This window comes from uncultured Roseibium sp. (assembly GCF_947499295.1).
Lineage (GTDB): Bacteria > Pseudomonadota > Alphaproteobacteria > Rhizobiales > Stappiaceae > Roseibium.
The window spans coordinates 98,329-118,635 of the sequence record NZ_CANMNP010000004.1; the positions used below are offsets into that span (position 1 = coordinate 98,329).

At 55.0% G+C, this 20,307-nt stretch carries 19 protein-coding genes, 1 tRNA gene and 1 pseudogene; 13 read left to right on the top strand and 8 right to left on the bottom strand.

Annotated features, from left to right (window positions below; all coding sequences use genetic code 11):
• Positions 1-26 precede the first annotated feature (26 nt).
• The 8 genes from Q0835_RS08780 (at position 27) to Q0835_RS08815 (ending at position 6,581) form a co-directional block, all read left to right on the top strand.
• Positions 27-1,772, top strand: coding sequence for an iron ABC transporter permease (locus Q0835_RS08780; RefSeq protein WP_298960742.1), 1,746 nt, complete (start codon positions 27-29; stop codon positions 1,770-1,772).
• Positions 1,773-1,781: 9 nt separating this feature from the next.
• Positions 1,782-2,840 carry an ABC transporter ATP-binding protein gene (locus Q0835_RS08785; RefSeq protein WP_298960325.1) on the top strand — a complete coding sequence of 353 codons (1,059 nt, stop codon included), beginning with the start codon at positions 1,782-1,784 and terminating at the stop codon, positions 2,838-2,840.
• Positions 2,840-3,439, top strand: a complete 600-nt coding sequence (locus Q0835_RS08790; protein ID WP_298821150.1) for a histidine phosphatase family protein — start codon at positions 2,840-2,842, stop codon at positions 3,437-3,439. The genes Q0835_RS08785 and Q0835_RS08790 overlap by 1 nt, the downstream gene beginning before the upstream one ends.
• Positions 3,439-4,350, top strand: coding sequence for a calcium/sodium antiporter (locus Q0835_RS08795; RefSeq protein ID WP_298960329.1), 912 nt, complete (start codon positions 3,439-3,441; stop codon positions 4,348-4,350). Before Q0835_RS08790 ends, Q0835_RS08795 begins: the two co-directional genes overlap by 1 nt.
• A 372-nt stretch (positions 4,351-4,722) precedes the next feature.
• Positions 4,723-5,079 carry a nuclear transport factor 2 family protein gene (locus tag Q0835_RS08800; protein WP_298960332.1) on the top strand — a complete coding sequence of 119 codons (357 nt, stop codon included), beginning with the start codon at positions 4,723-4,725 and terminating at the stop codon, positions 5,077-5,079.
• Between the two features lie 44 nt (positions 5,080-5,123).
• Positions 5,124-5,480, top strand: coding sequence for a metalloregulator ArsR/SmtB family transcription factor (locus tag Q0835_RS08805; protein ID WP_298960334.1), 357 nt, complete (start codon positions 5,124-5,126; stop codon positions 5,478-5,480).
• Positions 5,477-5,947, top strand: coding sequence for an SRPBCC domain-containing protein (locus Q0835_RS08810; RefSeq protein ID WP_298821157.1), 471 nt, complete (start codon positions 5,477-5,479; stop codon positions 5,945-5,947). Before Q0835_RS08805 ends, Q0835_RS08810 begins: the two co-directional genes overlap by 4 nt.
• Before the next feature lie 187 nt (positions 5,948-6,134).
• Positions 6,135-6,581, top strand: coding sequence for a GNAT family N-acetyltransferase (locus Q0835_RS08815; RefSeq protein WP_298960338.1), 447 nt, complete (start codon positions 6,135-6,137; stop codon positions 6,579-6,581).
• A gap of 269 nt (positions 6,582-6,850) precedes the next feature.
• Here the strand turns inward: Q0835_RS08815 and Q0835_RS08820 are convergent, their stop codons facing one another.
• Entirely contained in the window at positions 6,851-7,471 is a 621-nt protein-coding gene (locus Q0835_RS08820) for a TetR/AcrR family transcriptional regulator (RefSeq protein WP_298960341.1), read from the bottom strand.
• A 139-nt stretch (positions 7,472-7,610) separates the two neighbouring features.
• Here Q0835_RS08820 and Q0835_RS08825 point away from each other — a divergent pair, with 139 nt between their 5' ends.
• The 3 genes and pseudogenes from Q0835_RS08825 to Q0835_RS08835 form a co-directional block, all read left to right on the top strand.
• Positions 7,611-9,740 carry a VIT and VWA domain-containing protein gene (locus Q0835_RS08825; protein ID WP_298960344.1) on the top strand — a complete coding sequence of 710 codons (2,130 nt, stop codon included), beginning with the start codon at positions 7,611-7,613 and terminating at the stop codon, positions 9,738-9,740.
• Positions 9,740-10,384 carry a rhombosortase gene (gene rrtA, locus Q0835_RS08830; RefSeq protein WP_298960347.1) on the top strand — a complete coding sequence of 215 codons (645 nt, stop codon included), beginning with the start codon at positions 9,740-9,742 and terminating at the stop codon, positions 10,382-10,384. Before Q0835_RS08825 ends, rrtA begins: the two co-directional genes overlap by 1 nt.
• 936 nt (positions 10,385-11,320) lie before the next feature.
• Positions 11,321-11,413: pseudogene (locus Q0835_RS08835) on the top strand (IS5/IS1182 family transposase); the annotation flags it as partial.
• A 449-nt stretch (positions 11,414-11,862) separates the two neighbouring features.
• On the opposite strand, the gene Q0835_RS08840 reads toward Q0835_RS08835, so the two are convergent.
• From Q0835_RS08840 to Q0835_RS08870, 7 genes are all read right to left on the bottom strand, one after another.
• Complete coding sequence (locus tag Q0835_RS08840) at positions 11,863-12,129, bottom strand: DUF1488 family protein (protein ID WP_298960350.1); 267 nt, start codon at positions 12,127-12,129, stop codon at positions 11,863-11,865.
• Entirely contained in the window at positions 12,120-13,256 is a 1,137-nt protein-coding gene (locus tag Q0835_RS08845) for an alanine/ornithine racemase family PLP-dependent enzyme (protein ID WP_298960353.1), read from the bottom strand. Before Q0835_RS08845 ends, Q0835_RS08840 begins: the two co-directional genes overlap by 10 nt.
• Positions 13,253-14,452, bottom strand: a complete 1,200-nt coding sequence (locus Q0835_RS08850) for a DUF1611 domain-containing protein (RefSeq protein ID WP_298821175.1) — start codon at positions 14,450-14,452, stop codon at positions 13,253-13,255. Before Q0835_RS08850 ends, Q0835_RS08845 begins: the two co-directional genes overlap by 4 nt.
• A 693-nt stretch (positions 14,453-15,145) precedes the next feature.
• Positions 15,146-15,222: transfer RNA gene (locus Q0835_RS08855), tRNA-Arg, on the bottom strand.
• A 229-nt stretch (positions 15,223-15,451) separates the two neighbouring features.
• Positions 15,452-16,924 carry a HAMP domain-containing sensor histidine kinase gene (locus tag Q0835_RS08860; protein ID WP_298821178.1) on the bottom strand — a complete coding sequence of 491 codons (1,473 nt, stop codon included), beginning with the start codon at positions 16,922-16,924 and terminating at the stop codon, positions 15,452-15,454.
• Positions 16,925-16,975: 51 nt separating this feature from the next.
• Positions 16,976-18,409 carry an FAD-dependent oxidoreductase gene (locus Q0835_RS08865; protein WP_298960356.1) on the bottom strand — a complete coding sequence of 478 codons (1,434 nt, stop codon included), beginning with the start codon at positions 18,407-18,409 and terminating at the stop codon, positions 16,976-16,978.
• A 153-nt stretch (positions 18,410-18,562) separates the two neighbouring features.
• Positions 18,563-19,348: a TVP38/TMEM64 family protein gene (locus Q0835_RS08870; RefSeq protein ID WP_298821183.1), complete on the bottom strand. Its 786-nt coding sequence runs from the start codon at positions 19,346-19,348 to the stop codon at positions 18,563-18,565.
• A 357-nt stretch (positions 19,349-19,705) separates the two neighbouring features.
• Between Q0835_RS08870 and rpmH the strand changes: the two genes are divergently transcribed.
• Together rpmH and rnpA are read left to right on the top strand one after the other, a co-directional pair.
• On the top strand, positions 19,706-19,840 hold the full coding sequence (gene rpmH / locus Q0835_RS08875) for a 50S ribosomal protein L34 (RefSeq protein ID WP_006934271.1): 135 nt from the start codon (positions 19,706-19,708) through the stop codon (positions 19,838-19,840).
• Between the two features lie 59 nt (positions 19,841-19,899).
• Positions 19,900-20,301 (top strand): ribonuclease P protein component, encoded by a 402-nt coding sequence (rnpA, locus tag Q0835_RS08880; protein ID WP_152503451.1) that lies wholly within the window; start codon positions 19,900-19,902, stop codon positions 20,299-20,301.
• Positions 20,302-20,307: the final 6 nt, after the last annotated feature.

A 20,307-nucleotide genomic window follows, 5' to 3' on the forward strand; every position in this document is an offset into this window, starting at 1 on the left:
TGAAATGAGCAACAAGGATGACGTTGATGGTGGATGTCACCATGAACAGGCAGGGAAGACGTGTGCTTTTCAAGCACGGAACCGTGCTGAAAACAGTGGTGCTTGCACTGTTGATCGCGCTGATCGTTTTACCGCTTCTCAGAACGGTCCTGTTCACGCTGCAGCCTGACACCGTGAAAGCGTGGTCGGACGTGCTGACGGGACGCCTGTCGACCAACCTATTCTACAAACCACTCGGCAACACGCTCTTGGTCGGCGTGGTGGTGGCGACGGGCTGTGTCCTTCTCGGCGGTTTTCTTGCCTGGCTTGTTGTCATGACCAATGTACCGTTCCGCAAGACGATCGGCGTCATGGCCACGCTGCCTTTCATGATCCCGTCCTTCGCGGCGGCTCTCGCCTGGGGAGCGCTCTTCCGCAATGACCGCGTCGGAGGTCAGGTTGGCTGGCTCCAGGGTTTGGGCTTCGATATTCCGGACTGGTTGGCATGGGGCATCACGCCGACGCTGATCGTGTTGACGCTGCACTATTTCAGCCTTGCCTTCACGATCATCGCCGCGGCACTGGCCACCGTGAACTCTGACCTTGTGGAAGCCGCACAGATTGCAGGAGCCAAAGGCGGCCGTATCCTGATGGGCATTATTCTTCCGGTCACAACACCTGCCCTCGTCGCCGCCGGGTCGCTTTGCTTCGCCGGTGCGGTTTCGAACTTTGCGACACCGGCGCTGCTTGGCTTGCCTGTTCGGATGCAAACCCTGTCGACCCGCCTGTTCGGCATGATCGAGGTCGGTCAGGTGGGACGAGGTTATGTCATCGGGATTCTGCTTGTACTCATTTCCGGTGCCTTCCTTTGGGCCGGAAACCGGATTGTGTCGGGGCGAAGGTCTTATGCCACCATCACCGGCAAGGGAGGGCGCGCAAAACGTTTCGACCTGCGCGGCGCGCGTTGGCCGCTCTGCGCTGTGGCCATGGTGATCCTGGTCAGCTCCACCGTTCTGCCCGTCGTCATTTTGTCCGCTTCAAGCCTTGCACCATCGTCCGCAAATCTGTTTTCAAACTGGACGCTGCACTACTGGATCGGTCTCAGCAGTCAGTCAATCGCACAGGGCATTCCAGGCATCGTTCACAACCAAGATATCGTGCGTGCGCTCACCGTCACGCTGGGCCTTGGACTGGCTGTGGCGCTTACGGGCATGTTCGTGGGGCTCTTGACGTCCTACACCACGGCGCGATTTCGCAGGGGCTGGATGTCGGCTGTCATCACACAGGTCAGCTTTCTTCCATTGCTCGTGCCCGGGATCGCATTTGGTGCTGCATATATCGCCTATCTGGGTGCTCCCATCGGGCCGTTTCCGGCGCTCTATGGAACTTTCGCACTGCTCGTGATCGCAGCGACTGCGTATCTGCTGCCATTTTCGGTGCAGACAGGGCGCGCCGTCATCCAGCAGGTTGGCGGCGAACTGGAAGAAAGCGCACGCATTACCGGCGCAAGCTTTGCCCGCAGGTTGTCCGCCATCACGGTACCGCTCGCGATACGCGGCCTGACGGCAGGTGGCATTTTGATCTTCGTGAAAATTATCCGTGACCTGTCGCTGGTCGTTCTTCTCTTCACGCCAACGATGCCGGTGCTGTCCGTTCTGGCATATCGCTACGCGTCTGAGGGCTTCGGACAATTTGCCAACGCGATCACGGTCGTCATCCTGTTCATCTCTATAGCAGCCACGTTGATAGCAAACTGGCTACAGGCCAAATCGCAGCCCTGGCTGAAAAACTGAAGGTAATCCATGCTGGAAATTTGCAACCTGTGCAAACGCTTCGGTGCATTCGAGGCTGTTAAAAATGTATCGCTCAATGTGCCCGATGGCGCTTTCCTCGTTTTGCTGGGACCATCTGGTTGCGGCAAAACAACTTTGCTTCGCATGCTCGCGGGCCTGGAATTGCCATCCGAGGGGCAAATTGTGTTTGACGGCCAGACCGTGTCGGACGGAGACCGGAGCTGGGCCGTCGATCCGGCGAAACGCAATTCGGGACTGGTTTTCCAGTCATACGCACTCTGGCCGCACATGTCCGTGCGCGGCAATGTTGAGTGGCCGCTGAAAGTCATGAAGATGCCGAAGGCAGAGCGCGCGGCCCGGATCAACGAAGTTCTGAACCTGCTTGAGATCAGTCAACTGGCAGACAGGTATCCAAACGAGATTTCAGGCGGCCAGCAACAGCGGGTTGCCATTGCGCGCACGATTGCTCCCAAACCGTCTGTTCTGTTGTTTGACGAACCACTTTCAAATCTCGATGCCAAGCTTCGAGTCGAAATGCGCACGGAACTGATGCGTCTGCATCGCGCAACCGGCGCGACGACGGTCTATGTCACCCATGATCAGATTGAAGCCATGACGATGGCCACCCATGTGGCGGTCATGAACCACGGCACGGTGCAACAGTTCGGGACACCAGCCGATTTGATAAACGCCCCAGAAACTGCGTTTGTCGCGACTTTTGTTGGCACACCTCCCAACAACATGATCCCCGTGGTCAGGAATGGCAGTGGCTACAAGGTCGGTGGGCGGACCATGCAGTTGGCACCGCCCGCGGACGATTGCCTGGCTATGTATCGCGCCGAAAAAATGTCCCTGAGCGCGACGGAAAGCGCGATGACCTTGCCGATGGAACTGGTCGAAACCAGCGCCATTGCCGGGCGCACCATGGTCACGGGATTGCGTGACGGCCTGCGCCTGACCGCCATTGTTGACAGCGTGCCGCCTATGCGAATTGGCGAAACTGTCCAGTTTTCACTGCCGCCTGAACCGGATTGCTGGTTTAGCCGCACTGGCGAGAGGCTAGGGTGATGCGACTGCTGCTCGTTCGACACGGACAATCAGAATGGAACGCCTCCAGGCGTCTTCAGGGACAGGCCGATATCGGGTTGTCCGAGCTCGGAAAATCGCAAGCCGACGCTCTGCGGAGTGTGATCACAGGCATCGGCCACTGCCGGGCGGTGTCCTCGGATCTCAGGCGTGTAAGCGAAACGGCTCAGCGAATAGGGGCGGAAAATCCTCGTTTCACGGAAGGCCTGCGGGAAATTGATGTCGGGGACTGGACTGGACGCCCGATCGATGACATTCGGGCCGAAGACGATGCTGCCTATCTTGGATGGCGGGCGGGCACGTTCGCACCGCCTGGAGGCGAAGAGTGGGACGTCTTCGCAGACCGCATTTGCTCTGTCATCGAAGATGAGCGCTTAAATCCCTGCCAGAACCTGCTTGTCGTTTGCCATGGTGGTGTGATCCGCGCGATCTTGCAGCGCTACCTCGGTCTTGCTCCTGCTTGCGTGATACCGGTCGCTCCGGCCAGCCTGAATGCCTTGCGATTGGGAAATGGCAAGCCTCCCCGACTGGAACTCTTCAACTATTTACCCGATAGCCTGGAATTCGGAGCACCTGACTGATGCTGATGGAATCGCTGTTCCTTGCCGCTGGCTGCGCCTTGCTTTTTTATGGAGGTGACTGGCTTGTGGACGGGATTGCAGGCCTGGCCAATCGGCTGCGCGTCTCTCCGGTTGTCGTGGCATTTGTCGTCATGGGCTTTGGTACGTCGGCTCCCGAACTCTTCGTCGCTGCCGACGCAATGATGGCCAATAAACCCGATATCGCGGTCGGCAACATAGTTGGCAGCAATATTGCCAATCTATTGCTCGTTTTGGCCCTTGCCGGACTGATCGCACCTCTTGCGATCGACCGGGATGTGCTTCGGATCGATGGCAGTGCGATGCTCGTTGGAGCGCTTCTTTTTTGGACAACCGCGTATGACGGGTCTGTCTCCAGGATGGATGTGCTGCTGCTGGTCATGGCAATGCTGACCTACCTGACGCTTCGCTGGCGCAGCCTTGAAGTCCGGGATGATGTTCCGGACACGGGCGAAAATGGTCTGTTTCCTTGCCTTGCCAAGTGCGGCCTTGCACTGGTTGCACTGCCTGTCGGGGCACATGTCTTCATTGAGTCCGCCGTCGAAATCGCCGGCATGCTCGGTGCGTCAGATGCCGTGATCGGACTGACTGTTGTGGCGATCGGAACATCCTTGCCCGAAATGGCTGCCTGTGTTGCCGCAGCACTGAGGCAGAAGTCCGGCGTTATTCTCGGCGGAATTCTGGGCAGCAATGTCTTCAACGGAAGTCTCGTGATCGGAGGCGCTGCCTTTGTTGCACCCGTTGCGGTGGCGCAGAGCTTTCTCGAATTCTGGATACCGGTCATGATCATGGCGACAATGGCGTCGCTGATCTTCCTGCGCACCGATTTCACGCTCACCCGAAGGGAAGCATCGGTCATGCTGGCAAGCTACGCCGCGATCTTCGCAATTTAGCCACCAACCTTGCACGCCACGCAGAAGCGGTGCCTGTGACGCAGCAGATGTTCGGCTTATTCGTATAGATCTGTCGTTCGATTTGAAGCGACACATAGCTTCGTCATTCGGATGCAGCTTAGTCATTGATCCTTGATGGCTCAAAAGCTGCTGACACCCCCTTATAACCTTTTTGAAATTCAGGAGGTTTCCGGTCGATCGACGCAGGACGCTACAACCCGTCATTACGTTTGGCGTTCAAATTGCCAGGATTTTGCGGACTATTCATCGAATACACTTTTGACGAAGACTGATTGCCAAAAAATAGAGTTGATTATTTTTCTAAGTAGCGAAATATAAGCTAATTAGCGAATCAAAGAGAAAGCCACTACCATGACCCCAACCCAAAAAACGACCCTCGATCAGTTTTACGCAGGTGCAACAGCACAGGACGCCAAGATGATCCGTCCACTTCTAACAGACGACTTCACCTTCACTGCTCCAATGATGAGTTTTGATGAGCCGGATGCATATGTCTCCCATCTGGTTGGATTTTGCGGCCATGTGAAGAATTCCCGTCACATAGCCCAAGGCGACAATGTCGTTCATATCTTTACGCTTGTCGCCAAAATGCCGGACGGAGAGAAAGAATTGGACATGTGCGACATCTTCACTTTCAGGGGTGACAAGATCGCGCGGCAGGAGCTTTACACGGACTCCAAGCAATTCCCTGAAGGCGAGGCTGCTTAGTCCTTCGGCAATCCACTCAATTCCAGTAGCCCGTGAGATCCAATATGCAAGAGATTACCCCAGAGCTGGTGCGTACCTTTTCGGCCCTCAGCGATCCGGTGCGGATGGCAACGTTGGCCAAACTGGCCGAAGGTCCGTCTACGGTGGGCGATTTGGCTGCACCGTTCGCTCTTTCCCCAGCAGGATTCTCAAAGCACCTGTCTGTTCTCCAGGCAGCGGGATTGGTCGCCAAGGAACTTGACGGCCGCAAACACATTTGCAGCTTGCAGGTTGAACCCTTGCGCGCCGCTTTTGATTGGCTGTCTTTTTATCAGCAATTCTGGTCGGACAATTTGGACCGTCTGGAAGTGTTTCTTGACCAGAGCCAAGCCAAGAATCATAGAAAGAAGACAGGCGAATGATCACCGATCACAGCGTCTTGCAAACACGCATCCTCAACGCTTCACCAAAGGAAGTTTGGGATGCCTGGACGCAGCCCGACCTCATGAAGCAATGGTTTTGCCCGTTGGGTATGAACGCTGTTGAGGTGGAAGCCGATCTGGAAATCGGTGGCGCGTTTCGCATCGTCATGGATGCCAGCAATGCACCTTTGAGACCTCCCCCGGAGATGGGGAATTTCCTGACCGCCTATGGCACGTACCAGCGAATTGAACCAGCGAGTGTTTTGGTCTTTTCCTGGGCGTGGGAAGGTAGGGATGAGACGAGTTGCGTGACGCTCACACTTGCTGCCAAAGGCAACAAGACCTTGCTGGTGCTTGAACATGAGGGGCTGATGGACGACGCCAGCCAGATTTTCCACGAAGACGGCTGGACGCCGACTCTGGAAAATCTGTCACGGTATCTGAACACAAGAGATGCGTGGGGATAGGCAGAACTTCAGCTGCCTGCCTGAGACCGTTTGAGAAAGCAATTGTTTCGGAGATTTTTTTGCCCAGTAGCCCAGACGGCTTAAAGGCCAGCAAAATACAAAACGAATTGCAGCCGCCACCCAGCCCAATTCGTCTGACTTCTTGAAAGAAACACAACAAGCACTGATCTGATGTCGGTGTATAGGCATGAAAGTTCGAAATTCGATGATCAGACAATATCGACCCGAAGATACCGACACCTTGATCGCCATATGGCAGAAGGCCAACGCTTATGCGCATCCGTTTCTGCCTGACGACTTTGTCAGTCAGGTGAAGCAAGACATGCGCAACATCTACTTGCCGAATGCAAAAACCTGGGTGATGGAACAGGATGCGACACCCGCCGGGTTCATCGCGATGGTCGGAATCGAGATTGGCGGCTTGTTCCTTGATCCGGATTTGCATGGCAGGGGCTTAGGTAAAGCGATGACGGACCATGCCGTCGACCTGTTTGGCCCGTTGAGCGTCGAGGTCTTCGAGCAAAACGCCGTAGGCAGAGCTTTCTATGATCGTTACGGATTTGCCGAAACCGCCCGATACGTGCATGAGCCGTCCGGTGAAGTGACGATCAAGATGGCAATGAGCGGATCATAGTGTCTTGATAGAGGCGGCCTCCAGGTCGTCTGCTTCGAGCAAAGCCTGATTGCTATTTGGAGAGAATTGCGGACCTTGGCCAATCAATAGTGAATGACCGCTTTGTCCGCATCTCTATCAGTGTCCACCACTCAGCCTTTGTCCGGTTATTTTCTAGACACGAACAACATTCTGACTAAACAAAAGCACTTGCCGGTCATTTGTTAAATTCACAGGACGTGCCAGTTTCGGCCCTGTTTTGACGTTCGGTCTGTCTGCGTCGTCATCGTTCAAAGCCCATTGCCGACACTACTATCCTGTCCGTTTTTCAGGCCGTCCACATAGGTCTTGATCAATGTCTTTGCCAGCATGAACGAAGTTTCGCCGTCTTGAAGTCGACCGGATCCTTCCAGGACAGTCATGCCAAAAAGGCTCATCCACAAAACACGCGCGTGTTGATGAATTTCGGTTTCGCTTCTATCCGACAAGATGGGCGCGAGTGCGCTCTCGATGATGGCGAGCAGCTTAGAGACCTTCTCTGAAAACCATTCGGGCACCGGCCGGTCCTCGGGCAATTTATGCTCAAAAACCGCGTTCCAAAGCTTTGGGTTTTCGTGTGTGAAACTCAGATAGCAATGCACGAGCCGTTCCAGGTCCATAGTCGGGTTCTGCGTGAGTTCGACCTTTGAACATGCCTCCATGAGTTGATCCAAAGTCTCCCCATTCATGTGCATGGTGAGGTCGTCGAGATCCTCGAACAAATTGTACAAAGTCCCAATCGTATACCCAATGTCACGCGCAATCTGCCGGGCACGCAAACCTCTAAGGCCCTCTTTTTCAACGATCTTTCTTGATGCGTCGATGGCAAGCCACCACAATTCTTCGCGTGTGTGATCGGACCGTCGGGCCATGCATGTCTCCAAGATTCATCAAAAAATGAACAATGTTCACATTTTAGCTTGAAATTGAGCGGCGATCAATTTATTTAAATGAGCACTGATTAATTATCAGTCTTCGCACTTCACATCTTCACGAATGGGAGTATTCATCATGGTTCAGATCTCAAGAGACTGGTGTGCCGCGACGGCATTTGCCGCAGGGCTCTGCTTGAGCGTTTCCGCTGTATCACCGGCCAATGCTGTTGGCTTGCTCACACCGTCAGATCAATCGCAATCGCTGGATCTTCTCGATCACAAGGTGAGCGTTTTGGTGGAAGACGGTTACGTGATGACCACGATCAATCAAACGTTCAGCAATCCGCACACAACCGACATGGAAGCGACTTATTCATTTCCAGTCCCGCACAAGGCTGCTGTTTCGGAGTTCACCTACTGGATTGACGGAAAGCCGGTAACAGCCGAGGTCGTCGAGAAGGAAAAGGCCCGCCAAATCTACGAAGGTGAGAAACAAGCAGACCGGAACACCGGTCTTGCAGAACAGGATGACTACAAGACCTTCGACATCAGTGTCTGGCCAGTGCGCGGCAACGACGAAGTTGATATTCGCTTCTCTTATATCCAACCCGCAAAACTCGATACGGGCATTGGGCGATACCTCTATCCACTCGAGGAAGGCGGCGTTGACGAAGAAAAGCTGGCTTTCTGGACAGCAGAGCAAACTGTGACGGGGACGTTCAGCTTTGATTTGCATCTGCGGACAGATTATCCGGTTGAAGCCGTTCGCCTGCCGAAGCACCCGGGAGCTCAAATCACACAGGAACAGGATGGAAGCTGGCGCATTCACATGAACAATACGGACCTGGCAGACGGTCTGGCGAAGGACGCCGACTTGAATTTGCAAAGCCCCCACTCCATCGATGAGACCGGCATCAACGAGGGCGAAGCAACGGCAAGCCACATCCCCGTGACACTGGATCAGGACATTGTCGTCTATTGGCGGCAAGCGCAAAATCAACCGGCGCGCGTCGATCTGGTGCCCTACAAGGCAGATCCATCCGGTCGCGGAACGTTCATGCTGACTTTAACGCCGGGCATGGATCTCAAGCCTATCACCGAAGGACGTGACTGGATCTTTGTTCTGGACCAGTCCGGGTCCATGGGAGGCAAGATCGCGACGTTAAGCGAAGGCGTCGCGAAGGCGCTCGGAAAGCTCAAGCCAGAAGACCGTTTCCGGATCATCTTTTTCAACAACGAAACAACCGAGCTAACAAACGGCTTCACTCCGGCATCCCCCGACCAGGTCACTCGTGCGCTGAATAGTATCCACGGCGTTCAAGCTGGCGGCGGCACCAACCTTTATGCCGGACTGAAGCGAGGCCTCGATGCCCTGGATTCTGATCGCACGGGCGCCATTGTTCTGGTCACTGATGGCGTTGCAAATGTGGGCACCACGGAGACCCGAAAATTCCTGGAACTGGCGCAGCAAAAGGATGTCCGCCTGTTCACCGCGATCATGGGCAACAGCGCCAATGAACCCATGCTTCAGCCGATGACGGATGCTTCCGGCGGCTTTGCTGTCAGAGTTTCAAATTCTGACGACATTGTCGGCACCCTCCTGCAGGCAACATCAAAGGTTACGCACGAAGCGCTCCATGGCCTGAAACTGGATTTGACACAGAAGGACGGGTCGCTGCGCATCAACGATATCAGGCGGCGCAACAATCCGTCACTCTATCGCGGTGAGCAGCTGGTTCTGTTTGGTCACTATTGGGGAAACGGCGAGGCTTCGTTCAAGCTCACTGGCGAAATTTCAGGGTCTCCTGTCAGCTACGAAACCAGCTTCACCTTTCCCGAAACAGCCAAACGCAACCCCGAAATCGAACGTCTATGGGGCTATGCACAGATCGAACACGACATGCAGACCCTCGCTCTTCTTGGCCCGGACGCGGACCTGAAAACGTCCATTGTCGACACGTCAAAGGAATTCGGGATTCTGTCTCCCTATACCTCGATGTTGATCGTTGAAGAAGCGCGGTTTGAAGAACTAGCGATTGACCAGACCAACAAAAAACGCCTTGCCACCGAGCAGGCTGCCCAGCAGGAACGCAAGTCACAGCCAGTACAATCGACCCGTGTCGACACGCAGAAACCAATGTTCAAGGGAAACCAACCCAGCCACTCGGGTGGCGGCGGCGGCTCAGGATCACTGGGCATCCTGGGTCTGCTGTTGGCACTGTCTGCGTTGACCATCGGCCTCAAAATGCGCCGCCGGAATGCATGATGACCCGTCTCCTTTCTTCTCTGTCCCATGGCGGCTCAAAGCTGCCATGGGTCTCGTTCGCCCTGGCTGCGATGAGCCTAGCTTTCTTCGCCGTCTTAGGCGGAAAACCCGAGGCCCTCATTTATGACCGGGAGCTGATTGAAAACGGAGAGTTCTGGCGGCTGGTGACTGGCCATTTCGCGCACCTGGACCACCAGCATTTGCTCATGAATGTCGGAGCCTTGGTCGCGCTTGGGTTTCTCTATGAAACCTCCCCGCATGGTGGTGCGCGCAGGCTCATATTGGGATGCTTCGTTCTTTCAGGAACTTTGATTTCTTCCGTCTTGTTTCTTGGTGATCTTAAGACACAGTTCTATTGCGGCTTATCAGCAATCCTGAATTCGCTATATGTGGTCACAATGAGTGCGATGTGGCGTGAAACACGCAGCCGGATTTGGCTTATTGGCTTCGGCCTCCTGTTCGCAAAGAGTGGATATGAGGCTCTGTTTGGCTCAGTCTTATCAAGCAGTCTCGAATGGCCACCCCATATCGGTGCGCACCTCACCGGGATCCTCTCAGGCACACTGCTTTTGTCCTCGGATTACATGAAAAGAGGCTATTTGAGATTGAGACGGTCCAATGTCAGCGCCCTTGGGCCCAACTAAGCGCGACGGCAGCTCGTGGCGTCACTGACCGGCCTGCGCTGATTTGTCTGTCTCAAATCCTAGTCCTTTACCCCTGGCTTGCGCAGCGGCATCAAGGTCTTTTGCGCAGACGGTCGATTTCTGCGAACACTGTGAGGTCTTTTCAAAGTGAAACGAGCCGCGCTGCTGCCCCTGTAGCACCCGATGCAGTGGCACTGGCTTTACTCGACTTCAGGATACCGGTCATGATCATGGCGACCAAGGCTTCAATGACCTTCCTGCGCGCCGATTTCACGCGCAGCTGCAGGGAAGCATCGGTCACGCTGGCAAACAACGCAGCAACCTTCGCAATCTAGCCGCCCTGATCTGCCCACTTGAGTGGTCAGATTTGATTGTAAGTGCATACTCAGCTGTTGATCCTGGTGTTCTGGAGCGCCGCCTGTCCCTCCCCGAAACATGGGATAACTCCTGTATTGTAATTTGCCACTTTGGCGAAATGTTCACACGACTTAAATCCAAGATAAATGAGGTAGCACCCGACCTGCAGTTCCGGGGTTACGAAGGCGGCAATGTTTTGGCCGCAGTGGCCGGTGTCGGCGGATTTTTTTGCCTTCTATGACGGATTGCAATTGGTCAAGGAAATGCCTGGGCAGACCTTCTGGCTAAGCATGGAAGCCGCCTCCATCCGCTTCCCCGATGTTTGGTGTCCACCGGTCTGGCAATTATCGTCCTTCTGACCATTTTCCTTGGTCAGTTTTTCGACGACAGCAGGCGTAGGCCTCTGAAAACCTGGATAGATCGAATGGCCTCCGCAATCGGGCTCGGGCTCGGGCTCGTATTTGCCGCTCTCTATTACGGGGCCAGCTGGATCACGTTCGCGGCGGTCAGTTTTGTTTTCGCATCGGCTTGTGGGACGTTGCGGCAAGAACTGCGACCGGTGAGTCGACCGACTGAACGCGGTTCGTCAGATTGCGTCCTTCCGGCGTTAGGGACAGATTATTGATAGCTGTTTCAAAGACTTATGACGACGATAACCAGATGATCGATAGCGGCACGGTATGAGAAGAACCCGCTCAACTACATCGCCGGTGTGAAACTCACGCCTGCACGGATTTTGATGCGATTTAATGTGGCCATCGCCTAAGCTCTGAACGCGCTGCCTGCCCCCCCTGCAATCGGGCGAACTCCTGCTCGCGACCCGGGACGGATCTATTTCTTTTTGCTTCTTGCCAAAGATTCAGCAACACCTTTGGTCAGACCGGTTGTTGTTGGCTGCGCGGTTTCCTTCGCCTTCTTCGCCATCTTGGGTTTCCTTGCTTCACGATTTCCGCGTTTCTGGCCTTTGGCCATTGTATTCTCCTGTTGAGTAAGCCGAATTTGTCGACACTGTCCTATGGGTTTGGCTCTTCCCCACTGAAATAGCTAAGTTTTGCGAACGACCTAACGCCCAACTCGTGCGTCAAGTGAACTGCCGGACCTTGCTGTGCGAGGCCGGATTCCTAATTGACTTCAGCTGCCGTGAGCACAATTGTTGCTCTGCGTCTGCGGGAGTAAGACTTACTGGCAGACCTTTCCATCAAGGAACGCTTGCTATCGAAGTGCTCAAGATATTGGTCCTCGCTGGACATCTCTTCCTTTGCAATCGCCTGAAGAATTGAAACTTCTACGAAAACCGAGACTTCAAACACCCCGTCATGACCGATGAACCGGATGGACCTTTTGCCAGCATCATAGCTTCTGCTTTGATTGGGAAATCTCAAGGCCATTTGTGTAGTTCCTCCGCGGTCCGATGTGTGCAAACTTCTGAATTTTCAGGTATTCTTCGGTTTTTCGGCAAGCTATAGGTCTTGGTAATGAAGGGTGAGGTGACCGCCCGCAGCAAGGCACTGTAATTGAGCTTAAATGTTATTTCGGACCCCACCGCCAATCGACGGCTCCCAGTCTCCACTATCAAATGGTCGCTGCTTGCACCCAGAACCTTGATCTCTGGTGTGCCGGTCAACCCATCAGGGTCTATGTCTTGACGACCCAGGGCCAAAATCGTCTGAAAAGCATTGCCTTCGCGTTCGGACACCGGTGACTTTCCGAACGCAGACTGACCGATATTGCCCCAAGGGGCCAATGGCTTAGCTTTTGCCTCAATCACTTCCGCGACCAAGGAAATAGCATTTGTAAAAAGGCCTTCAATCGGCTGCCGGCTGAAGGGATCCAGTCCCAACAGGATCGCTTCACCAAGCCGCAGGTTGTTGATGCGGTCTTTTTCCCCACCCGATAGGGACCCCTGAATATTACTGGAATTCCCGCCGGTCACGATTTCCAAAACAAAACCGAAAGTCGTCTCCAGAAATTCCGCGAGATGGGACAGTTCAGACATTTTTTCAGAATCGGGAGATACGCCATTTTGACAGGCAAGATTGGCGCCGATACCTATCAAGTCGATATTTGGGATGTGCCGGGCTGCTCTCACAAACTGTTCAAGGTCTTCCGGCATAATGCCTTCGCGGAGATCTCCCATTTCGACCATGAGGACCACTCCATGCCTTTTCCTCGTCTTGCGGGCGGCGATAGACAGGGCATTGAGAACATCGAGTTCAGTGTTGAAGCTGATATCGGCATGCTCAACGACCCGATCGACCTGACTCTGCATGGGCGAACGGATAAGGGTCATGGGTGCGGTTATCCCCGCCGCACGCATCGCCTCTATGTTTTCGATGCGGGAGTCGCCTATCCCTATCACACCCGCCGCCAGCAATGCTCTGGCGAGCCGGGGCTCGCCCATGAATGCCTTGGTAACGCCGGTGACGGAAATGTTTCGAGCCCGTAAACTGGTCACCAGAACGGACGTGTTTTGAAAGATTTTCTCAAGATCGACCTCCAGGCGGGGTGCCGTCATCCGACACAAGCATCTTGCTTGGCTTCAAGTTCGGGAAAAGAAGAGAAGACCATGTTCACAAGCAGCTCTTCAGGACGGGCCAATGCATCCGTCACGGGAATTCCGAGTGCACTTTCATAGCTGCAAATGGCTGCGCTGATTTCAGCATCCGCCATGTTTTCGTGATTGATCGTCACGCCAATTACCTTCGTGTCTGCGAAGGCTTCAATCAGATCGATCTCCGAACGTGGTTCAGGCATCGCCATCCCCTCGAAATCGCAGCGATGTTTGCGCTTCGGAGCATGCTGCAGGATGACCCCGTCTGGTGCACTGCCCCTCAAGATAAAGGCCGACGTGCAAAAGGCTGGATGGCTTAATGCTCCTTGTCCTTCGATAATGATCACGTCTGGCTTTTCTGCTTCGAAGGCTTCCCAAATCGTCGCTTCCAATTCGCCGCAACAAAACTGGGAAGGAACTGCATCTAAAACGACGCCATAGCGGCCGCCTTGCATCAAGCCGGTTTGACCGGTGGAGACCATAACGGCGCGTATCCCCCGCTTGACCAGCTCCCTGGTCAGGATGCTCGCGGTCGTTCGCTTGCCAATCGCACAGTCTGTGCCCAGGACTGCTATTCTGGGACATTCCACTCTCCGGACCGTATCGCTGAACAATCTCAGGTCCTTCTTCGAGCGAGGTTTTCTGACATCGATGATCTTTGCGTTGTGTTTGGTGGCTGCAGCGACGAACACTGGATCATCACTGAGGAACTCATGCAGGCCATTGACCACGTGCATGCCATATTCCAGGGCTTTCAAAACCACACTGCGTTCCGTTGGGGACAACATTCCCGTCGCCGGCGCCACGCCGAAAATAAAATAGTTTGGCTTGCGGCTGGCTCCAGCAAGAGCTTCTTCGAGATTTGAAAGAACCGGAATTTCGATCCGCTTTCCGTCCAGCAGTTCCCCGGCGTCCCTGCCCGATTGAGTGCTATCGATTATCGAGAGAATCTCAAACTTCTCGGAATGGCGCACGAGGCCGTTGGCTGTTTTGCCGTCCGTTTGACCAAAGTTGCCCTCGCAGTAGACGATTGCTGCCGCGCGCACAGCATGTGCTGGCTCCGGTTTCGATTCAGAGCGTGAAACCGGGGTTTTCTTTGTAAATGACAGGTGTAATACAGATTTGGTCTTGTTGGATTTTTCAAATGGAATGACAGTCATTTAGGTTCCTCGGGTGAAAATATGGCGCGTGCCGGTCAAAGCGCGCGAAGACCACTGCCTTCACGCCAGGCGAATGACCACGCAAAGAGAGAATTCGATTAAGGTGCAGGCTTCTGTCTGATTGACACCGATCCCATCGCGCTCGGTCCAGGCGCCGCGCGGGGTTCGTATTCAGAGAGTGTTTGCGTAAAGGGAACGTACAGACAATTTGGCCGCCGACATGGCGGGTCTTCTAGTTGTCAATCGGGCTGTGCACCCGAACGGTCACGTCACATACGCATCCTGCGCCATTTAACATGAAATGTAAAACACCAATTGCCGGTTTAGGACTTATTCCAGAAACAAACGACAGGTTGTTCTCGCTTGCTGCTCAAAATACCAGGTTAATCGGAGATATTGGCAATGGAGAGCAGGCGCAACGAAAGAAGTGCCTCTCACGGCCGGCAATCCATCAGCGCCCAACGCGCGCCCTGTGTTCAATTTGGGCCTTCGCGCTGCATGAAGGGAGCGGCCGGTTGGAGGACCTCCCAAAAATGCTTTCGATGTCTGATACGGGAACGCAAATCGGACGGGAGTCAGCACCGTATCTCTCACAACTCCATTTCGAGTGCCGGAAACAAATTTCGCCACCTAAGCAGCTACCTTTATCAACGGCAGCTTAGCGTCTTTTTTTGGGGAACTTAGGGAGATGATTGGCGCACCGGGGAGGATTCGAACCCCCGACCCCCAGATTCGTAGTCTGGTGCTCTATCCAGCTGAGCTACCGGTGCGTATAGGGCGAAGATCGTATCATCGGCCAGACTGGCATTTTCAGATGATCGTCTTGCGGTGTTCGGGGCCGCTTTGTGTGCTCCGGACAGGGCGCTTACCTACTGCGGACAGACGGGGAATGCAAGGACCTTTTTGAACTTTTTTTCAAGGAATTGTCACATATTCAGCAAAGCCCTTGATTTCCTTCGATCCACTGCTCAAAGCCAAGGATTGTGCACAGCCTGCCTCTCAGATAGAGCGATCAGGCACTTCAAGATAGAAACAAGTGCCGGGCCTTGTTTCATCGAGTTTGATCTTGCCACCATGGGCTTTCAGAAGCTCAGCGACAATTGCCAGACCAAGCCCGATACCTCCCTGCTTGGAACCGGAATGAAATGCCTTGAAGAGCGCTGATTTGATGTTGTTCGGGATACCGGGACCAGTGTCGGATACAGTCACATGAACGCAGGTTCCCCTTCGCTCGGCTTCCAGCGTGATCCGCCGCACCAGCGTTTCGTCTCTTTCGGTTTCAAGGGCCTGTACTGCATTGCGGACAAGGTTGAGCAGAACACGGAATATCTGCTCCGGATCCGCGTCGATCTCGATTTCGACCGGCACCTTGTTTTCAAAGGCCACGTTCTCGTGATCCACCAGACCGAGGACGTCGGCAACATCATCCCCTACCCGCTGCAATGCCAGGAGCCTGCGTTGCGGAGCCCTTTCCTGGGCCTTGCCGTAGGACATGACTGCCTGGGTGTAACCGACAGCACGATCAAGCGTTGCCAGGATCTTGGGCGCAAGCCGGCTTACGGTCGGGTCGGGTACATGTTCCAGGCGCTCCAGGAACAATTGCGCTGACGCCAGCAGGTTTCTCAGATCGTGATTGATTTTGGAAACCGCGAGACCAAGATCGGCAAGACGCTGTTTTTGGTGCAACGCTCTTGAAAGGGCTTCTTCCATGGCGGCAAGGCGGATTTCCGCGTCACCAAGTTCGTCGCGACGGCCTGAAATACGCATGATGCGCGAGCTGTCTTCAGGGCTTTCGGCAAACCGTTCCATGGACTGTGTCAGCCGGCGCAGCGGTCTGATGAAGAGTGCGCGCAGCGTGATGTAAACAAGGCTGGCCGTAATGACGGAGATAACCAGAGACAGCGCCAGAATGCGTCCTGAAAAGGCCAGCATGTCCTGTTGAAGAAGCGCAATCGGCAGCACGACGTCGACACGCTCGGTATGCCCCATTTGCCCGGCACCAATGACCCGCATGACACCATCGCCGCGATAGAACAACACCTCGAAACTGCCGACAATGGAGGCCCACGGGGTCACGTTGGCCATATCGATGACGACATCGACGTCACCGGGTACGTCGCTCATGGCAATCAGGCTGCGGCGTGTGCCCTGGTCGAGCGAGATCGCAACAGCGCCTGTCGTTCGCAGAAGCTCTTCCTGAAGCCGCGGTGCGATTGTATTGGTTTCAGCCAGAACGGAGGCCGCAACGCCAGCCGTGGTCAGCCGGTCCATCAGCCAGGTGTTGCGGAAGTTTGCTATTGACGGCACATAGATGAACACCTCGGCGAGCATGACGAAGAGAACCGTCATCATCAACAGCTTGCCCGAAAGGCCGCCGAACAGATAGCGACCGACAAGATCGCTCTGGCCGGAAGAACCGGCTTCATCTTTGGATGGGACAACCGACCCTTGCGGTGCGCCCTCATGCTTCATGTCTGATCTTCCCAAACTCGTCGGCCAATACGCGGCCCTTGCGGCAATCGATTATCCAAATTTGCGCAGCAAACCGATTGCGCGGCGCACCCAAACATTTTTCGGTGCATCCGCATAGTAGGAAATTGCAGCCCGGCGCACCAGCTCCCCCAGGGTCGGATAAGGCGAGATGAATCCGGCAAGATCTTTCATCGCCATCTTTTTTGACACTGCCAGCGAAAGAAGGTTGACGATTTCCCCAGCCTGGGCACCGACGATATCGGCACCCAGCAGCCGTCCGCCAGGTCCGGCAATCAGCTTGAGCTTTCCGATTGTTTCCCCCTCGGCAAGAGCCCGGTCATTGCGGTCATAGTCTGCTGTGAGCACCTTGACCTTGTCGCCGTGCTTCTTGCGCGCGTCAGCTTCGCTCAGGCCGACATGACCGAGTTCCGGAGAGGTGTAGGTAACCCAGGGCACAACATCATCGTTCATGGCAATCGGCAACCTGAAGAGGATCGATCGAATGACAAGTCCGGCCTGATATCCAGCCACATGGGTGAATTGCAGTCCGCCGGCGACATCACCGATTGCATATGCTCTGCGATTGGAGGTGCGCAGTCCCTTGTCAACCTTGACACCGCGCCGGTCAAAATCGATTCCCGCCTGTTCCAGCCCAAGACCGTCGACATTCGGCTGACGACCGGCGGCAACAAGCAAGTGGCTTGCCGAAACCTCAACATCCTCGCCCGATTTTGTCCTGCCGTTTACCGTAACGCCGGCGGCCGTCTTGGAAACACCTTCTACTGCTGTTTCTTCCAGGATCTCGACGCCGTCTCTTTTCAGCTGATCCAGCACGATCCCGGCAAGTTCCGCATCATCCTTGCCAAGCGCCTTTGCAGCCTCAAAGACAGTCACCTTCGCGCCCAGCCGCCTATGTGCCTGAGCCATTTCCAACCCGATCGGGCCACCGCCGATAATGACGAGATGATCCGGCTTTTCCCGCAATTCGAAAAGTGTCTCATTGGTCAGGTAGGGTACGTCTTTAAGACCCGGGATCGGAGGCACAAGTGCGCTCGAGCCGGTCGCCACCACAAAACGGCGCGCTTTGATTTCCGTCTCGCCTGAAACAACAGTGTCAGGCGCAGTGAATCTTGCCTCTTCGCGCAGAACCGTGACACCGAGGCCCTCAAACCTTTCTTGCGAATCGTGCGGTTCGATGGCGGCGATGACACTCCGGACATGATCGTTCGCCTCGGCAAACTCAACGGCCGGAGGTCTGCCGGCATGAATGCCGAATTTTTCGCCCTTGACGGTTGCCTGCGCCGCTTTGCCAGCGGCAATCAGCGCCTTTGAGGGTACGCAGCCATAATTCAGGCAATCGCCGCCCATCAATCCTTTTTCGATGAGAACAACTTCAACCCCGAACGCAGCCGCCGCGGCCGCAACCGACAGGCCACCGGAACCGGCACCGATCACACAAATATCCGGGGTCAGCACATTCGCCATAACAGTATCCATTTAATTGAGTTTTTATTGCCCTGGCTAGGGTGAGGGAGATCAGGCCGATTACTTGGCGCTCAGCGCGAACCAAACGGTATGATCGAAAGACCTGGTTCGATTTTTCATTTATTGCCCGCTTTCATTCACTGAAACGCTTTCTCACCGCGCACGCATTTTTTTCATGGCAACGGGAATGAGACTGGCCAGTCCGAGGGCGAAAAAGGCGGCAAGCAACTGCGGTGTCACGAGTGCGGATATGTCAACCTGGCATGTTCCGGCGGCGGCACAGCCGGGATCTGCTGCCTCCTGCGCTTCAATGACACTGTCCAGCCCGGACCCGATAAATGCAAACGCGAAAGTCCCCGGTACGATGCCGATGAATGTCGCCAGCGCATAGGACGGCAAAGCCATCTGAAAGATCGCCGGAGCAATATTGACCAGCCAGAACGGGAACAGGGGTGTCAGCCGCAGAAACAGGAGGTAGTTGAACGCGTCCTTGCGAAACCCCTCGGCAAGTTTCGACAAGAAAGGCCCCGCGCGTTTGGTCAGAACCTCACCTATTGACGAACGGGCAACAAGAAACAGTGCGCAGGCACCGACCGTGGCGCCAAAGACAGTTGCAAAACCGCCGATTATCCAACCGAACAGAAAACCGCCGGCAATCGTTAGAAGTGACGCTCCGGGAAAGGAAAGCGCAACGGCGATGGTGTAGATCGCGACATAGGCGAGAATCGCCAGAACGATGTTTTGGTCAACAAAGGCCGCAAGTTCCTGCCGTTCCATGATCAGGTTGGACAAGGTCAGCTGCTTGTGCAGCCCTTGTGAAAATGCCAGCACCATCAGCCCGACGAGCACGGCAACCGGAAGCCATCTCTTGACGGATGCGAACACAGAACGATCCGCCGATGCAACGACGGGCGGGTCCTGGTCCTTTTCTGCAGTCATCGTTTTGGCCTCGTCCCCCGACATACCTATTCCTGCTTTATCTTTTTTGGTGGGCTCTTGCCCGTGACATGTTCTAGATATGCAGATGTACCTTAAATCTTCTAAAAAGAAGCGTGGATCACCGATAAGTGACGCTTTCCCGCGTTCGGTTCACCTGTAAGTGATCGGGTGAATTTCTTCAGAAATTTGACACGCAAAGTTGACTTGCGGCTGCATGGACCGTATAAGCGCGCTCGATCGGGACATGCATTCGGACCCAAGGCTTATAGAGCCGCGCTCTTCAAGCGCTTCGAGTGCTTCCTCCATAGAATTTATAAATGAACAAGGGCCGCGCAGTAAGCCGCGCGGGGAAGAACAATGAAGCGTACGTATCAACCGAGCCGTCTTGTCCGCAAGCGCCGCCACGGCTTCCGCGCACGTATGGCCACCAAAAACGGTCGTCAGGTGCTTGCTCGCCGCCGCGCAAAGGGCCGCAAGAGCCTTAGCGCTTAACCGGCACCCTGCCCGCAGCGCGCCGGGTTGGCGGCGTCTGCCAACACCAATCCGCGGCTATGGACACACTTAAAAAGCGCTCCGAATTCCTGGCGGTCGCCAAAGGCGGCCGGCTGGGTCGGCGCGCTTTTGTCGTTCAGGGGCTGGAACGAAAGAGCAATGATGCGCCGCGCGTGGGCTACACGGTCACAAAGAAAACCGGTAATTCCGTCGCACGCAGCCGGATCAAAAGGCGCCTCAGGGCGGCCATTGCCGAGCTCGACACCAAAGAAATTCCGCAAAACGCCGATTTTGTGCTGGTTGCACGCTCAAGTGCGCTCACTCTTCCCTTTCAAAATCTCGTTGCAGACCTTAAATCTGGCCTAGGCCAAGTCTTGGATCCGGGGACGCCACGCGGACGGGGAAAGCCGCGCCGGGGACCAAAGCAAGCGCAAACGACATCGCGCAGGAAACAGGGGTAACTCCAG

Bases quoted from the DNA above. Each gene is read 5' to 3' on its own strand.
- Q0835_RS08780 (WP_298960742.1), top strand. From the start codon at position 27: ATGGTGGATGTCACCATGAACAGGCAGGGAAGACGTGTGCTTTTCAAG.
- Q0835_RS08785 (WP_298960325.1), top strand. From the start codon at position 1,782: ATGCTGGAAATTTGCAACCTGTGCAAACGCTTCGGTGCATTCGAGGCT.
- Q0835_RS08790 (WP_298821150.1), top strand. From the start codon at position 2,840: ATGCGACTGCTGCTCGTTCGACACGGACAATCAGAATGGAACGCCTCC.
- Q0835_RS08795 (WP_298960329.1), top strand. From the start codon at position 3,439: ATGCTGATGGAATCGCTGTTCCTTGCCGCTGGCTGCGCCTTGCTTTTT.
- Q0835_RS08800 (WP_298960332.1), top strand. From the start codon at position 4,723: ATGACCCCAACCCAAAAAACGACCCTCGATCAGTTTTACGCAGGTGCA.
- Q0835_RS08805 (WP_298960334.1), top strand. From the start codon at position 5,124: ATGCAAGAGATTACCCCAGAGCTGGTGCGTACCTTTTCGGCCCTCAGC.
- Q0835_RS08810 (WP_298821157.1), top strand. From the start codon at position 5,477: ATGATCACCGATCACAGCGTCTTGCAAACACGCATCCTCAACGCTTCA.
- Q0835_RS08815 (WP_298960338.1), top strand. From the start codon at position 6,135: ATGAAAGTTCGAAATTCGATGATCAGACAATATCGACCCGAAGATACC.
- Q0835_RS08820 (WP_298960341.1), bottom strand. From the start codon at position 7,471: ATGGCCCGACGGTCCGATCACACACGCGAAGAATTGTGGTGGCTTGCC.
- Q0835_RS08825 (WP_298960344.1), top strand. From the start codon at position 7,611: ATGGTTCAGATCTCAAGAGACTGGTGTGCCGCGACGGCATTTGCCGCA.
- rrtA (WP_298960347.1), top strand. From the start codon at position 9,740: ATGACCCGTCTCCTTTCTTCTCTGTCCCATGGCGGCTCAAAGCTGCCA.
- Q0835_RS08840 (WP_298960350.1), bottom strand. From the start codon at position 12,129: ATGGCCTTGAGATTTCCCAATCAAAGCAGAAGCTATGATGCTGGCAAA.
- Q0835_RS08845 (WP_298960353.1), bottom strand. From the start codon at position 13,256: ATGACGGCACCCCGCCTGGAGGTCGATCTTGAGAAAATCTTTCAAAAC.
- Q0835_RS08850 (WP_298821175.1), bottom strand. From the start codon at position 14,452: ATGACTGTCATTCCATTTGAAAAATCCAACAAGACCAAATCTGTATTA.
- Q0835_RS08860 (WP_298821178.1), bottom strand. From the start codon at position 16,924: ATGAAGCATGAGGGCGCACCGCAAGGGTCGGTTGTCCCATCCAAAGAT.
- Q0835_RS08865 (WP_298960356.1), bottom strand. From the start codon at position 18,409: ATGGCGAATGTGCTGACCCCGGATATTTGTGTGATCGGTGCCGGTTCC.
- Q0835_RS08870 (WP_298821183.1), bottom strand. From the start codon at position 19,348: ATGACTGCAGAAAAGGACCAGGACCCGCCCGTCGTTGCATCGGCGGAT.
- rpmH (WP_006934271.1), top strand. From the start codon at position 19,706: ATGAAGCGTACGTATCAACCGAGCCGTCTTGTCCGCAAGCGCCGCCAC.
- rnpA (WP_152503451.1), top strand. From the start codon at position 19,900: ATGGACACACTTAAAAAGCGCTCCGAATTCCTGGCGGTCGCCAAAGGC.